Origin of the sequence: Gracilibacillus salitolerans (assembly GCF_009650095.1) — a bacterium.
GTDB classification, from domain to species: domain Bacteria; phylum Bacillota; class Bacilli; order Bacillales; family Amphibacillaceae; genus Gracilibacillus; species Gracilibacillus salitolerans.
This window is the reverse complement of sequence record NZ_CP045915.1, coordinates 1,729,263-1,745,649: the sequence shown is the minus strand read 5'-3', so window position 1 is coordinate 1,745,649 and position 16,387 is coordinate 1,729,263. Positions and strand designations below refer to the sequence as shown.

13 protein-coding genes are annotated in these 16,387 nt (G+C 35.4%); 3 read left to right on the top strand and 10 right to left on the bottom strand.

What is annotated here, in order from left to right; all coding sequences use genetic code 11:
- The first annotated feature begins 92 nt into the window (after positions 1 to 92).
- Positions 93 to 722 (top strand): YesL family protein, encoded by a 630-nt coding sequence (locus GI584_RS08115; protein WP_228552413.1) that lies wholly within the window; start codon positions 93 to 95, stop codon positions 720 to 722.
- A gap of 134 nt (positions 723 to 856) precedes the next feature.
- Here GI584_RS08115 and GI584_RS08110 read toward each other — a convergent pair whose 3' ends face one another.
- Positions 857 to 1,744 carry an RluA family pseudouridine synthase gene (locus GI584_RS08110; protein ID WP_228552365.1) on the bottom strand — a complete coding sequence of 296 codons (888 nt, stop codon included), beginning with the start codon at positions 1,742 to 1,744 and terminating at the stop codon, positions 857 to 859.
- A 142-nt stretch (positions 1,745 to 1,886) separates the two neighbouring features.
- Here GI584_RS08110 and GI584_RS08105 point away from each other — a divergent pair, with 142 nt between their 5' ends.
- Together GI584_RS08105 and GI584_RS08100 are read left to right on the top strand one after the other, a co-directional pair.
- A complete protein-coding gene (locus GI584_RS08105; protein ID WP_153790906.1) occupies positions 1,887 to 3,281 on the top strand; it encodes a Na+/H+ antiporter NhaC family protein in 1,395 nt (464 codons plus the stop codon).
- Between the two features lie 103 nt (positions 3,282 to 3,384).
- Complete coding sequence (locus tag GI584_RS08100; protein WP_194842160.1) at positions 3,385 to 4,230, top strand: alpha/beta hydrolase; 846 nt, start codon at positions 3,385 to 3,387, stop codon at positions 4,228 to 4,230.
- A gap of 170 nt (positions 4,231 to 4,400) precedes the next feature.
- On the opposite strand, the gene GI584_RS08095 is transcribed toward GI584_RS08100, so the two are convergent.
- From GI584_RS08095 to GI584_RS08055, 9 genes are all read right to left on the bottom strand, one after another.
- A complete protein-coding gene (locus GI584_RS08095) occupies positions 4,401 to 4,757 on the bottom strand; it encodes a hypothetical protein (protein ID WP_153790904.1) in 357 nt (118 codons plus the stop codon).
- Between the two features lie 373 nt (positions 4,758 to 5,130).
- On the bottom strand, positions 5,131 to 5,787 hold the full coding sequence (locus GI584_RS08090) for an SGNH/GDSL hydrolase family protein (protein WP_100361159.1): 657 nt from the start codon (positions 5,785 to 5,787) through the stop codon (positions 5,131 to 5,133).
- A gap of 70 nt (positions 5,788 to 5,857) precedes the next feature.
- Positions 5,858 to 6,379 (bottom strand): D-lyxose/D-mannose family sugar isomerase, encoded by a 522-nt coding sequence (locus GI584_RS08085; RefSeq protein WP_100361160.1) that lies wholly within the window; start codon positions 6,377 to 6,379, stop codon positions 5,858 to 5,860.
- Between the two features lie 338 nt (positions 6,380 to 6,717).
- Positions 6,718 to 7,872, bottom strand: a complete 1,155-nt coding sequence (locus GI584_RS08080; RefSeq protein ID WP_153790903.1) for a Gfo/Idh/MocA family protein — start codon at positions 7,870 to 7,872, stop codon at positions 6,718 to 6,720.
- A 19-nt stretch (positions 7,873 to 7,891) separates the two neighbouring features.
- Complete coding sequence (locus tag GI584_RS08075; RefSeq protein ID WP_194842159.1) at positions 7,892 to 11,299, bottom strand: glycoside hydrolase family 2 TIM barrel-domain containing protein; 3,408 nt, start codon at positions 11,297 to 11,299, stop codon at positions 7,892 to 7,894.
- Between the two features lie 31 nt (positions 11,300 to 11,330).
- Positions 11,331 to 12,026, bottom strand: coding sequence for a YesL family protein (locus tag GI584_RS08070; RefSeq protein ID WP_100361162.1), 696 nt, complete (start codon positions 12,024 to 12,026; stop codon positions 11,331 to 11,333).
- A 432-nt stretch (positions 12,027 to 12,458) separates the two neighbouring features.
- Positions 12,459 to 14,096, bottom strand: coding sequence for an ABC transporter substrate-binding protein (locus GI584_RS08065; protein WP_100361163.1), 1,638 nt, complete (start codon positions 14,094 to 14,096; stop codon positions 12,459 to 12,461).
- A gap of 110 nt (positions 14,097 to 14,206) precedes the next feature.
- Positions 14,207 to 15,079 carry a carbohydrate ABC transporter permease gene (locus GI584_RS08060; RefSeq protein ID WP_100361164.1) on the bottom strand — a complete coding sequence of 291 codons (873 nt, stop codon included), beginning with the start codon at positions 15,077 to 15,079 and terminating at the stop codon, positions 14,207 to 14,209.
- Between the two features lie 12 nt (positions 15,080 to 15,091).
- Positions 15,092 to 16,033, bottom strand: a complete 942-nt coding sequence (locus GI584_RS08055) for an ABC transporter permease (protein ID WP_100361165.1) — start codon at positions 16,031 to 16,033, stop codon at positions 15,092 to 15,094.
- Between the last annotated feature and the right edge of the window lie 354 nt (positions 16,034 to 16,387).

The window sequence follows — 16,387 nt, the reverse complement described above, 5'->3', positions numbered from 1 at the left end:
AGCCAATTACCCAATTTTAATGGATTAAAAATAGTACAATACTCTTAGAAGATAACTAAAAATTTAAAAGGGGTATGATGACCGTGAACGTAATGAATGGCTTCTATAAGTTTTCTGATTGCTTACTTAAATTATCTGTTACAAATATTTTATGGATTTTGTTTTCTTTAATGGGAATAGTTATTTTTGGTTTTTTTCCTGCAACTATCGCTATGTTCACAGTAGTTAGGAAAATTATGTTAAAAGAAGATGTCGCCGTATTACGAACATTTTGGAAGGTATACAAAACCGAATTCTGGAAGAGTAACTTATTAGGTCTTATCTTAGTAATTATAGGATATATCTTTTATATTGACTTAAATTATTTAAAACACAGTACGAATGTCATTCAATTTTTGTATGCACCTTTACTAATTATGAACTTTATATATGGTCTTTCTCTTTTATATATTTTCCCCGTATATGCGGAATACAAGTTACGTATTCCGATGCTAATTAAGAACGCATTTCTATTAATGGTTCTTTATCCTATCTTCACAATTTCGATGATACTTTTCTGCATTATTTTCTACCATATCATGATAATAGTTCCAAGCCTGATCATTTTCTTTAGCGGAAGTGTTACATCGTATATATTAATGAAGTTTGCCAATTTGGCTTTTCAAAAAAACTCACAAAAATTAAACCAAAACATAGCTAAGGAAATATCCGATATTAAATGATGATTCATCTTATATAAGGAAGCTCTATTAGGTTTTTATTTCGGAGAACTTAGTATTTATATTTAGTAAACATGAAAACCAGCAGTTTTCTTCGAGACTGCTGGTTTCTGTCTGTTACGATATAAAAATTCAATCTATCTTTTCTTCAAAAACACTTTTGGAATATCAGATTTAAAACGTAATAGCTCTCCTGTAACTGGATGTTTAATCGCTAATACGATTGCATGCAACCCAAGTCTACCGATTGGATTTACTTTCGATCCATATTTCTTATCACCAACTATTGGATGACCAATGTCAGACATATGAACTCGAATTTGATTTTTTCTACCTGTTTCTAAATAAACAGATAGTAACGACAAGTTGTTGTTGGCTTTAATTACCTTGTAGTGTGTAATCGCCTTTTTTCCATCATTCGGTTTCTCACTTGAGAACATTTTAAACGTTTTACTTTCCTTTAACCAAGAAGTGATCGTGTCTTCCCGTTTGTTTAAAATTCCCTCAACTAGCGCTACATAAGAACGCTCCTTTACCATATCCTTCCATCCATTTTGTAATGTTTGCTTTACCTGCTCACTTTTAGCAAACAACATTACTCCTGAAGTTTCTCGATCAAGTCGATGTACAACATAAATACGATTCTTTGGATTGATTTTACGAACGTAGGTCATCAATTGTTTGTAGGCTGTTAGAGATTTTTCTTTTTCGGTAGCAATGGATAGCAAGCCTGCATCCTTTTCAATAACGATGATCGCATCATCTTCATAAAGAATATTCATTTTTTCAAAAGTAGCTGCTTTTGCTGCTTTATTTTTTTGAATTGTGACCGTGTATCCAGGTTCGAGCATAAAATCATGTTTGGTCACTTCCTGATTATTTACAAAAACTTGCCCACGAGTAAGGATTGATTTAACGGAATTACGACTTTGTTGTGACATGATAGAGAGTAAGAAAGGAAGGAGTTCTGCTGGCTTGTCCACCTTATATTGTTCCATGTTGGGGTTCTGTCTAGGTTTACTCATTATTTTAATTACCTCCCTTCTATATTTCATTATACCCCTTTTGTCACTGATATGATATGTTATGGCTAAAAATCATGAAGTATACTTTTTCTTCTTTAAAGCAAGCTAATGGCAATAATGTTTCGGTAAAGGAGATACATATATGGAAGGTAGTTGGCTTGCGATTATCCCTTTTGTTGTTGTTATTGTTACAGCAATGACAACAAAGCAAGTATTTCCAGGATTGACGCTTGGATTAGTAGTTGGAGCTTATATTGTCGAACCATCCTTAATTGGAGGTATTGAACAAGCCACGCAATATATTGTTGAAAGCTTAACAGATATTAACAACTTAAAAATCATCATTTTTTTATATATGTTTTCAGGATTAGTCGGGATTATGAAAGCATCTGGAGGTATTAAAGGTTTTGTCGAACTTACTTCCAAAAAAATTAACTCAAAAAGGGAAGCATTATTGTTAACCTGGGCTTCTACTCTCGGTACGTTCAGTGCTCCTAGCTTTCGAATCGTAACAGTAGCACCCATTATGAAGGCATTATTACAAAAAATTAACATGACTCGTAAAGAGCTTGCCTTTATGATTGAAACAAGTACACAACCTGTCATTGTTTTAATTCCAATTGCTACTGCTTTTGTCGGTTATATGGTTTCCGTCATCGAAATGGGATTACAAAATCAAGGAATTGAAGCAGATCCTTATTCATTGTTTATCCGCAGCATTCCGTTTAATTTTTTTGCGATATCGATGATAGTTATCGGTACGTTGTTCGTGATATTTCGCCATCCAAAAGAAATTAATCAAGATGAACGAGATCCTGAGCGAATAAAAGATGAAGACAACACCGCTGTAGCGGATGAACTACCTGCAAAACCATGGAATTTAATCATTCCTGTCTCGTTAGTCATTTTGTTTACTTTGTTCCTCACTTGGTGGGATGGAAATCAACAAGGATATGGGGTTTTCCAGGCTTTTATTGAAGCGGATGTCTTACAGGCAATGGTAGTGGCGTTATTTATCACTTTATTAATCACGGTTTTCATGCAAATCATCCAAAAAAATTCATTAAAAACTACTATTCATGAATTCATTGAAGCTGGAAATAACTTAATGTCCGTTATTCTGTTATTAGCCGTTGTGTGGGCATTATCCTCTGTTACAGAAGACCTTGGTTTTTCAACGTTTGTTACGAATAATGTAGATTGGGTACCATCGATGTTTATTCCTCCCGTTATGTTTTTAATCGGTGCTTTTGTTTCCTATTTTATTGGATCATCCTGGGGAACTTGGGGTATCTTGATGCCACTTGGTATTTCTCTGGCACAAGCTGCAGATGCATCCTTACCTTTAGTAATTGGAGCCGTATTTGCCAGCGGATCATTTGGTTCCATCGCTTCACCGCTAAGTGATAATAATAATACGATTGCTGGATTGTTGAATATTAATGCCATGCAATACGCACGGTATAAATTAGTTCCCGCCTTAATCGCACTAACTATTTCTGCTGTTTTATATGGTGTAATGACCTATATCTTATAAAGTGAGTTGAGTCTTCCATCAGTGTGGCTTTATTTCCCCACTGATGATTAGCGAAATTTGTCAGGAAGTTAGCTTCCGTGATAACTTAACGTGGAGGTATATCATGTATTCAAGCAATTTTTTCAAATCACAAGACGGTATCAGCCTTTTTTATCAAACATGGATTCCTTCCGAACCAAAAGCGGTAATTATTATTGTTCATGGTGCTGGGGAACATTCTGGCCGTTATCAATCTATAAGTGAACAGTGTGTAAAACAAGGTATTGCTGTAGTTGCACCTGATTTACGAGGATTTGGTCAATCAGAAGGAGTGCGGGGACACGTCAATTCGTTCCGGGATTATGTAGACGATCTACATTATTTAATTGAGTTTGTCTCTGCCAGGTTTGAACATTTGCCGATCTTTTTATTCGGCCACAGCTTAGGCGGTTTAATCGTAATCCGCTACAGCCAAATTTACGCATATGAGACAACTGGAGTGATTTTATCTTCACCAGCACTAGCATTACGTTTTGAGCTGACTTCCTTTAGCAAGAAAATTCTTGCAGTTGCTTCAAGTGTATTGCCGAATCTATCCATACAACCTAACAGATGGGAAAGAATTTTCAGAGCGGTTGCATCATTAGAACCATATTTACCAAAGAAAAAAGAGTTAAAAAAAGATCCATTAATGACGTCACAATATACGCCACGTTGGCTTTCTGAATTAATCCAAAATGGAGTTGATGCTATAGCGGATGCAGCCTTATTTCAATTCCCTGTACTTTGTGTCTACGATCAAAAAGATCCGATCGTACATCCTCGTTTTATTCAAGATTTCTTCCATTCTGTATCGATACCTGATAAGCATTTTGTTACATTTAATGATGGGTTCCATCATCCGCTACGAGCTCATTACCGGGATTTAGCATTAGATAATGTCATGCAATGGATCAATAAACGATTATGAGCAAAAGGAAAACAAACACTTACAAATAGTTGTGTGTTTGTTTAAAGTTGAAAATATATCATAAATGCTAAGAAGGCACTGAGTTTATTCAGGACCTTCTGCATACCAATATCATCTGATGCCCGACAAATTGAAAGGATCAAATATTGGACAAGCAGTCGAGGAATATCTTAGGCTGGAGCTTTCGCGATTTTCCCACTTTTAATTAAATAACTATGTTGAGGGATTTCTGTGATCGCAAGTAAAACACCGGTAAAAAGCGCACCCATAAAAGTTACTTCAGCATTCACAAAGAACAAGGAAATAAAGTAAACAATCAGGGTAGCTGCAACAAAATCCATTACAGTACTTAACACGAAAGTATCCTCTTTTAACATCATAACCTCCATCATTTGCGCTAACACTGCAAGGACTAGACCAACAATGATCGGTTGCCATAAGTTAGCGTATTCTACGTTGGGAAAGATTAGTGATGCAATGATTACTGTAATTGGACAAACAATTAGTTTTATTATTAATCCCATCATCGTCATTCCTCCTTTTCACCGTTATTATTACCTAAAAAATAACAGTCATTCAAAAACGAGAGGAAAAATGAACAGAATGAGAGGAAGAGAGTGGAGGCTATGTGATTCTATCTTAACGGATGATTTCAGCTGTTAAAAAAGAAAAGAACGAACTTGGGACATAAGTGTTCCCTTTAATTGATATTCCATATCGTAGCATAATAATTTTCGTTTGTGGGGTACTTTGATTCTACTTGTATATTATAGATATGTGCAGTAAATGACTGATAAATAGAAATTACTCTGAAGGTAAGGACAACAAAAAAGTTCCGATAATCAAAGAATGATCATCAGAACTTTTGTAGCTATTTTTGGCTAGTTATATCCCGGCATCTTATTGTTTCCGCCAGTCAAACCCAATCTCGTTTAAGAAAGCTTTTGCTAACACCGTATGCCCAGTTTGATTCGGGTGAACACGATCCCATGCAATTGCAGCAGGATAAATATCCTCTAAAACAGTGTTAAATGCTTTTTGTGTATCGATACATAACGTATTATACTCGTTTGCAATTTCCTTTACGACTTGACCATATTCATCCATCTTATGACGCATGGAATCACTTGGATTTGGTTCTATATAAAATGGTGTCATCAGCACTAATTGCTTTACTTTTGATTGTGTTTGCTCTACTAACTCTCGGTAAGTTTTCTCATATTCATCGATATAAACATGTCGATCTGGAATAAAAGGCGAATCGAATTGACGCCAGACATCATTAATACCAATCATAATGACTAACCAATCAGGCTCTTGGGCAAGTACATCTTCTTGCCAACGCGCTTTTAAGTCTGTTACGTTATTTCCGGATGTCCCTTTATTCACCACACGTATTCCTAATTCAGGGTATGTCGATTGTAAGAATGCATCAACGATTGCGACATATCCGGTTCCTAATGCCTGAAATAATCCTTCTCCCTCTGGTTTCGCTCGATCACAATCTGTTACGGAATCCCCTATGAACAATAATTTTTGATTTTTTTCCAGCTTCATTTTTTGTCCTCCCGTTATTTTTTATGTTATAGTAAGTGTTATCTTTAAACCCTTACAGTTTTAAGTGACTTTATGGTGTGCGTTTGATATCAGGATTGGTAAAAATATCATACTCATCTCGACTGGTCGTAGAGAATTCGGAAACAATTGCGCCTTGCTCAGTCGCCTGGAACCAATGCAAGGTATTCGGAGGGATCGTGTATTGTTGTCCTGGATTTAACTCCACTTCGTGAAACACAGTATAATATGCTTCACTTTCTCGCGGAATCGTTGCTTGGATCGACTCTGTCGGTTCTCCTTCAACATATAAATATACCTTTCCTGCTCGGCAACGAAATGTTTCTTGCTTCCCTTCTGTTTTACCTATTGGTGGATGCTTATGCTCTGGACATGTTTGATTTGGAAATAAGACGAGTTCTTTGGCACAATAGTGGGAATTATTTTCATATGTAATCAGTTGTAATCCTTCTTGCTCTAATCGATCTAGGCCAAAATCGGCAATTTCGACTCGCTGCATTTCATCTTCTGTTAAGACTAATCCAGCCTTTGTTAAGGTTTCAATTGTTTGAAGTTGAGCTGCTTTTCGATCCATTTTTATCACAACCTAATTATATTTCGAAATTTTATTCACATCTATCATTTAATGTAATCTGAAATTATCGCATCACCTTTAATAACAAAACGCTTACATAATATGATATTAGCATAATTATCTCATTAGTCCAATATTGTTTTGATTATATAATTTGTCCAATTATCAATGTTTCTCTAAGTTAAATAACCCTTGGAGAAATAGTATTCTCCAAGGGAATTATACATTTTATTCAATTTTCATCGCTTTTACTTGTGCTACTTTAGCTGAATTTCCTACTGGTGCATAATTCATTCCATCTTTATTGTTATCCATAATAACCTCCTCAAATGATTATTTTATTCGTATTTACCACCAGTTGTAATTTCAGTATCAGAGAAGTTCTCTATCGATGCACCTTTTTCATAGAAGTGTTTCGCATTTTTTAAGATTCCTTCTCTCGTGTAATAAGGGCTCTCTTTCGTCAACGGTAATTCTACCATACGTTGGTAGTTGGCAGATTCGTAGATTGCTGTAATCAGCTCTAATGTTTGACGCCCTTGTACCCCATCAACTAACACTGATTTATTTTCGATAATCGCATCAAGTACATTTTCGATTTGACCTTGATGTCCTTCATGCTCGAGATCAGGCTGGCTTTCAAAAGCTTCTGTCAACAGCTGTTCTAGTTGCGGATCTTCGTTTGGAAAGCCGTTTTCCTTTGATACCGACGCTTTCACCTTCCATGGCACAGAGACACGGGCTTTCTTACCTTGGAAAATTAACTGTTGTTCTTCCCCGTGGTGAACGACTGAACTTGTGATTTGGGCTAAACTGCCGTCCTGATAACGACCAATTGCAACCGAGATATCTTCCACCTCGGCATTATCATGAGCCGTATTACTTGTTACAGCGGTAATCTCCGATGGCATACCCCGCATCCATTGGAAAATATCAATATGGTGAACCGCATGATTTAAAGTACATCCACCACCTTCTTTTTCCCAGGTGCCTCGCCACCATAAGTCATAATAGCTGTGCCCTCGCCACCAAAAGGAATCGACTTGCGTATGCAGAATAGGTCCCATGAGCTCTGTTTCCAGTACATTCTTTAACTTCATCATTGGTGTTGTGAAACGATTTTGGGCCACAACCGATAGAATTTTGTTATTCTGTTTTGCGGCATTCACCATTGCATCGCATTCTTCTAAAGAAGAAGCCATTGGTTTCTCTACTAATACGTGTTTTCCTGCATCCAAACTATGAATGGCTATATCTGCATGTGTATATGGTGGTGTACAAACGGATATCAGGTCGACCTCTTCCTTTTCTACTAAATCCTGATAATTGTCATACACATTTGCATTAAGATTGAAATCCTCTTTCATTTTCTTTGCTTTTTCCGGATAAATATCACATAATGCAACGATCTTACACTTACTTGGAAATTGCAAATAGCCTTTAACGTGGGAAGGACAAATTGCCCCCGTACCTATTATTGCTACTTTTAACATGAAACATCTCTCCCTTTTCTTATTTAAATTGGAACCATCTAAAGTTAAATTGAGAACCTGGTAAAAAGATGATTGAGACCTTTTGCACACCTTTGATCTTTTCTAGTTTAAAGCCTATTTCTCTATATCCTTCTGTATGATTAAATTCTAGAATTTCAGCTCTTTCCTCTTCACCATCAAAGAAACGAACGTGGATCGAATTTCTATCAATTGGCGAATGACCGTTAATGACTAACTGGGTAGCACCCTTGTCTCCAAAGTCAAAGTGATCGAACTCAAACGAAACATTATTTCCAATTTCTTCAACTCGATCAGATAACTTGTTAAACGTGTCACCATAAATCTTATCTGCGTCTATCGCGTAGTTTTTAGAAAAAGAACGATTATATTTTTCAAAAGAAAAACCTTTAATATGCATCTTTTTATTGGTAACGAAAGAAATCGATGTAACGCCTTTTAGTTTTTTGGTTAGCTTAAATGTTTCCGGTTGATAAACATTCCATTTTGATTCTTTCTGATAAATTGTATCCGCTAACAGTTCACTGTTCGGATCATTCGGCATTCCTTCCCAAATCTGAAGATCATATTCTTCACTTGAAAGTGCAAATATGGGAATGGTAATAACATCTGATCCTTCTTTACCGAAATCGATATTGTGGAAACCAACTTGTGTTTCGCCGTCCCGACTTGTCGCAACCCCTCGTTCATTACCATTTGTTACTTCACCTTTGCTAGCATCATACAAGCCTGCTGAAATAAAGGAATAAGGATCTTTGAAGGCAGGACCTAAGCCTTCCGCTTTAAATTCTAATTCGGAAATTAAATTAATGGTGTCTTTCCCATTTTTACTTGTACAGCGAACTCTGAATTCACCATCTCCAAAAGCAGTAACTTTTGCTTTCTTGCCATTCGGTTCAATCGTCGCAATATTCGATACAATCCCTATATCATTTACCACGCTCCATTCCACATTGGTATAATCCGTATCGGCTGGATATAATGTAGCAAACACATTTAGTTGTTGTTTCACTTCATTTAAAGTTTGGCCACTATCTGAACTAATTTCAATTTTTCGAACAGGGATTTCTTCGCTTTTACCTGTCACTACTTCTGTTGGATAATTACTAGCTAAAATCGATTGTTTAACAGTCTTAGACGTTTCCTCTGATAATAAATGCAAAGAAGCAGTGGGTAATCCAAGTGAAGAAACCTTAATGGTAATTGGGCCAGTTTCCAATGTAGATCCGATAATTGCCATTAACTTCCCATTAAATAAGCGCCTACTTACTCCTTTGTATTGGTCGTAATCGGTTTGATCGCCATTATCCAAACCCAGCAATCTCCCGGCACCATTTACTTCGACGTACACTCTGTTATTAGCGTTTTCGACCGGATTGCCATGTTTATCTTTCATCCCAATTTCAACAAAAGCTAAATCTGTGCCATTGGCTTTGATTACTTCTAGATCAGTATCTAACGTAATTTCAGCTGAATCCTCGAATGACTGTCTCTGGTCGTAAGCAATTACCTCATCATTTTCATCATAACCATACGATTCTAACTTTCCAACTTGATAAGGAACTTTCCACCAACCCGAAAGTATATCACCCTTTTGATGGTCTAATTCTTGCCTGCCAAGTGATTTACCGTTTAAAAACAACTCAACTTTCGGTGCATTCGTTGCCACTCGTACATCAATTGTTTGACCCTCATTAAAATCCCAATATGGGAAAATATGAATCATTGGTGCCTTTTTATAATTCGTCCATGCTGATTGATAAATAAAGTACGAATCTTTTTTGAATGTAGCAGTATCAATTTGGCCAAAATAGGCATTCTTGGTATGGTATGGTGTTGGTTCACCAATATAATCAAAACCAGTCCAAATAAATTGACCTAATGAAAATGATGTATCACGTTCTTTTATTAAAGCGGATTCGACTGACTTTGCTCCCCAGCTTGTTGCACTATTTCCCAGCGCTGAACAATGCTGATCATCATCCGCTAAAATCGGTTTATCGTATGGAAAATGATAAACCCCTCTACTCTGTACAACTGCCATTGTTTCACTTCCAAAGATTACCCAATCCGGATGCTCTTGGTGATGTTTCTCATAATATTTTTCACCATAGTTATAGCCAGCCACTTTGATAATATCAGCGCATTTTTGTGCATTTTTCCATGGCATATAATTGGATCCAATTGTCACTACTCCATTTTGTTTCGGATCAAAATAATTAACCGCTTCCATTAAATCAAGTGTTAATTGTTGGCCTCTCTCATTAGCGTGGGTATCATAGATTTCATTTCCGATACTCCACATTATAAGACTGACATGGTTTCGATCACGTTTTACCCATGACTCAACATCTTTCTTATACCATTCCTTAAAGAAGCGAGCATAATCATAAGGTGTTTTTGACCTTTCCCAAGTATCAAATGCTTCCGTTACGACAAGAAAACCGATTTCATCCGCAAGATTCATCATTTCTTTTGCTGGCATATTATGTGCCGTGCGAATTGCATTTACCCCCATGTCTTTTAAGATTTTCATCCTTCTTCTTAAGGCATTGACATTAAATGCTGCGCCTAATGCCCCTAAATCATGGTGTTCATTGACACCATAAAATTTCAGTTGTTCACCATTCAAGAAAAATCCTTTAGCTGAATCAAGCTGCACTTCTTTAAAACCGATTCGCTGTATTTGCGACTCAACTAATTCTGATGTGTCTTTTGACTGTAATGTAGTCGTCAAGCAATAAAGATGAGGTGAATCGATATGCCACAACTCAGGATTTTTTACTTGTAAAGATAACGTGCTAAATGTTTGATCTTGTTCGATCACATCAGAAACCGCACATACTTCTTTCCCATCTTTTTCGATTATATGTGTCAATGTTAAATTTTCAGTTGCTTGTAGATCTGTATCAATCTCTACTGTCCAATGATCATTTTTCTTAAATGTCGATACGTAAATACCATCTGTATTAATGTAGTTTCGACTTCGTTCTTTCAGCCAGACATCTCGATAAATACCGGCGCCCGTATACCATCTACTATTTGAACTTTGGTATGTTACTTTAAGTACTATGTCATTTTTACCAGACTTAAGATAATTGGTAATATTATGTTCAAACTTAGAATAACCGTATTTCCACTCTCCGACAAACTGATCATTAACATATAACACAGAATCCATGTAGACACCTTCAAAGCATAATAACACATCTCTACGTGGATTCGGTTGATAATTTATCTCCTTTTTATACCAACCAATACTGTTTTCATATAAGTTATTTGTATTGTAAATTAACCAATCATGCGGAATTTCCACAGGTTGGAAATTTAGATCCTTAGCTGATGTTGTGCCTAAATCACTTTTGACAAATAACCAATGATCGTTAAAAAGCTTTGTTCGATTGATCATATTTGCTCACCTTCACTTTCATAGATCAAGACTATGTATCTTGTTGATTCTTGTTATCATTTCTTACAAAACTAATTTTCACATCCTGTATAATTGGTTTCGTATTTAAAACAAGACACCAAGCAACTAAACTACTAATCAAAATGATGATGAAATCAGATGTAAAAAACATTAATACAATAGTTAGAAAAAGAATCGCAATGTTACCCGTTGTTCGTTTAATCCACGTAAAAATGTAATACAGTGATAACCTATAAACATCTCTGAGTCGAAATTTATAATGCGTGGTAATTAGCAAAGCATACAAGGAAAATATCACAAGTAAACACAAGGCTACGAGAAAAATCCCATTTAGAATTTGATTCCAAACAGTTGGATTTTGATTAAAATACTGAATATCGATAACTAGAATAAAAAAGGCAGTCAGAATAGGTAACCAAACTTTTGTAACCTCCCAGTAATTCTTTTTATAAGCTTTAAAAAACTCCTTAAATGGTGTTACTTCATTATTTCTCACTAAAATACTTAAACTATGAAATAAAGCAGCAAAAGCAGGCCCAGCTGGGATAAATGCTATATAATATAGGATAGAATTTGATATACTTGGAATTAACATAATAAGCGCAGCAAAACAAAGTATATTAGTGAATACAAATAAAATATTTAAAATTAATAACCAGTAAACATAATTAGAAAAGCGATAAAATCCACCTTGATTTAAATCCATCAAAAAACCCTTTCTTTTTTATCTATTTACTTATAACATTCTACTTCTACTATGAATTCTTGTCGAATGGGAGATTTTTGGATTGAAATTTTATAGAATGTTTATACTATTTTTTGATGAGCTTTAACATTTATCACTTTATCCCCTTTTAGATGATCAATTTGAATTTCCAAGTTCCTAGCCGTATCTAAATATAATGAAAGATTAGATTTGCTTCCTTCCATTCTATTTTTGTTGCGTGCTAAATCATCATTGCTGAAAAGCACTCCCCTTCCGCGGCTTTCTCACTGCCCTGCACGGTCTTCAGCTCATCATCAAAAGAATGGAAGAACGCAAACCTAGGAGAAGTTGCTATGTAATTATTCAAAACGTGTTTGGTAAAGATGCATAACACGGAGAAGGGTTTCTCCGTGTTATATATTTGACTCCATATTATTTGTTATTTTGGTACACTTCATTTGCAAGATCTACATATCCTTGCATGTTTTTTCCTTCAAGTTCTTGTATATAAGCATCCCACTCTGACATATCTCTGTCACCCACAATGAATTTCAGCGTGTTTTGTTCAACAGTGTCTTTTAATGGCGTGCTTAATAATGAAGCTTGCTCTAACTGTGTCTCATCATAACGGATTGGTGGATCTGGTAATACTAGTTCTTTTGTTTCATGCATTGCGTTTTGGAACTCAATTTCTTCTTCCGAAAACATAGAATGAAGTAATTCAGTTGGACCACCGTAAGACCAATTACCTTGAGAGAAACCGTAATCAATTTGAAGGTGATTGTCAGCGCCTTCGTTCATTCCACGGAATGTAATATCTTCTGCTAACTGACGGTCAACATCTTCTTTAGTATATGTTTCTCCTTCGACTCCCCATTTAGCAAACTCTAAACCTTCATCACTGTACAGTAACCAATCAATGAATTGTAACATCGCTTCAAAATTAGGGTCTTCTGCTGCTTTCGCAGAGAACATGATACCGTTTTCCAATTTAGAACCATTCATTAACTGTCCAGCGGGACCGCCTGGAACAACAATTTTCTTAATAGAGTAGTCATCTTTACCCAATGTTTCATTCATTGTCGCACGATATTGTGTTAATGTTTGACCATTTGTATTAATTACAAAAGAGTCGCCAGAAGTGAACTTCTCAATTGCTGGATCATCTTCTTGTGTAACACTTTCAGGATCTAATAATCCTTGTTCGATTAAACCATTGAAATATTCAACCATCGAACGATATTCTTCTGTCGCAGGTGCGAAAATAAATTCATCCGAATCTTCTTGATATTCCAACATATTTCCCAAACCCCAACCAGCTCTTGTGCCGAATCCAGTTGCAGCAACGTTTAACGTACTATCAAACTTGAATCGATCAGAGAATGGATATTTATCAGGATATTCTTTTTTCATTGCTAAAAGCATCTCTTCTACTTCTTCCCATGTAGTTGGTTCTTCAAGTCCAAGTTCATCTAAAATATCTGTTCTTACTGCTAAACTATAATCTGGCCATACATTTTCATGAATACCTGGTAAAACATAGTATTTACCGTCACGTTGACGTAAACCTTCTAAGAATGGTTCAATTTCCCATTCTTCTACTTTTTGTTGATAGTGTGGCATCATATCGACGTAATCACTAATTGGTAAAATCGCTCCTGATGATACGAATTGTGTTTCTTCACCTGAATAAGTTTTCGGAATAATATAAGGAGCATCACCACTACTAATTAATAAGCTTCGTTTATCCGTATAATCACTCATTGGTACTGAAGTAATATCTAAGGTTACGTTCGTCATCTCTTCTAATTTTTCAAAAAACAACCAATCTTCTTTCAATGGATAGTTCGGGTGATCATTGAAAAGCGTAGAGAACGTTACCGGTTCTGTGGCTTTAAAAGTATCACCTACACTGTAATCTTCCATTGCTACTCCTGATCCACCTTCACTTGATGGATCATCATCTTCCTCAACGTCATCAGATGAACTAGAATCACTACAAGCTCCTAATACACCAACAACAAATACTAGCACGATCGCTAACATCATTTTTTTCCATTGTTTTGTCATGGAACTTCCCCCTCGTTTTATATTTGAACATGAATAAAATAATTGCACCTCATCAGTTTCGGCTATTTATTTTGTTAAGCCATCACCTCCTTAAAATGCATATCATTTTATTATCCTTTGACTGAGCCTAACATAACACCTGACACAAAATATTTTTGGATATAAGGATATACCGTTAAGATAGGTAATACCGTCAATACCATTGTTACAGATTTTATATTCGCTGAAATTTGAACCATGTTATCCGCTGCTGTTGCACCAGTTCCAACTGTCGCTTCCGCACCTTTAATCATGTTTCTTAAATAAATTGATACAGGAAATAACTCTTTATCCGTAAAGAAAATAAATGCTGGAAACCAAGAATTCCAGTGTGTAACTGCATAAAATAACATCATAGTTGCTAAAATCGGTTTTGACAACGGTAACACAATTTTGAATAAAATTCCGAAAGTACTCGAACCGTCCATAATTGCTGCTTCTTCTAATTCTTCTGGGATGTTTTGAAAGAAGGTTCTCATAATCAACATATTGAATACACTAATCGCGTTGGGTATTACGATCGCCCAGATACTATTTCCAAACCCTAGAGATGTTACAAGCACATAGTTAGGAATTAATCCACCATTAAAGAACATCGTAAACACGAAGAATAAAGTTAAAAATCTTCTACCTTTTAATCTAGACTTAGCTAGTGGGTAAGCGATCATTGTTGATAATATTAGTGATATTATTGTCCCGACAACGGTATAAACCACTGTGTTTTTATAATTAATCCAAAACATGGTATCAGACATGATCACTTTATACGTTTCAATGTTGAAACCTTTTGGCCATAGACTAACTTGACCAGAATTTATATATGCTTCAGAACTAAAGGATTGTGCAACAATGTTAAAAAAAGGAAAAAGCGTTACAAAAACAATAAATATTAAAACCCCTACATTAAAAACTTTAAAGACTTTATATTGCCATGATTCCTTCATGATTTGTCCCCCCTACCACAAGCTGTTATCCGTAATTCTTTTAGAAAGATAATTTGCACCTAACACTAATAGTAATCCAATGATAGATTCAAATAGGCCAATTGCTGTACCGTAACTGAAACTACCTGATTGAAGACCGACCCGGTATACGTAAGTAGCAATTACGTCGGCTGTTTCATATGTTAACGGGTTGTAAAGCAATAAAACTTTCTCAAAGCCAATTTGCAAGAAGTTACCAATGTTTAAAATCAATAATACTACGATAGTAGGTAAAATTCCCGGAATAGTAATATGGATTGTTTGTTTCCATCTATTAGCTCCATCAATTCTTGCTGCTTCATACAGTTCTTCATTAATACCTGTTAGAGCTGCAAGATAAAGGATAGCACCCCAACCTAACGTTTGCCATAAGTCAACACCTACAAATATCGTTCTAAACCACTCTGGTAGTTGCATGAAACTAATTTTTTCAAAGTTCAAACTTGCTAACAAACTGTTAACAGGACCGTTAAGAGCTAATACTTCAAATACCATACCTGCTACCACAACTACTGAGAAAAAATGTGGCAGATAAGATGCCGTCTGTACAAATCTCTTAAAAAATTGATTTTTCAGTTCATTTAATAGCAAGGCAAAAATTATAGGTGCCGGAAAAGTAATTACGAGTAGTAAAAAAGCTAAAATAAACGTATTAGCAAAAACTTTATAAAAGGTTGGATCATTCAGAAACATTTGGAAATACTGTAATCCTACCCATTCTTCCCCAACAATACTTCCACCAGGAATAAACCTTCTAAAAGCGATAATATTACCAAACATCGGACCATACTTAAAAATAATTAAATATAGAACGGGTAATAAAATCAGTGAATACAACTGCCAATCTTTTCTTATACTTGTCCATAGTTCATTCTTTGATATTTTAAGATCTTTTACCTTTTTAGTTGCTTCCATACTTTTTCCCCCTTCTGCATCTATCTCTAATCAGAAACCTTTATATGTAAAACATAAGAGAAAAGATGCTTCTCAATATCTCCTCAACAAAAGAAAAGGCTTACATTAGTGTTCTTTAAAAGTCAAGTTATCATTAGAACGACCTTAATATTTCTCTAGTATAACTAGTATGGTAGAGAAAACAAATCAAAACGTTAACGCTTACAATTAACTTTGTTTGTTCGTTGAACTTATTATATATCACCTAATTATATTTGTCAATATACTAGAATGGTAGTATTTTTATCATTATTTCAAGAATCATAATTTTTCAACATACATAAAAAAGCTAACGAATAACTAGAATAACTAGCT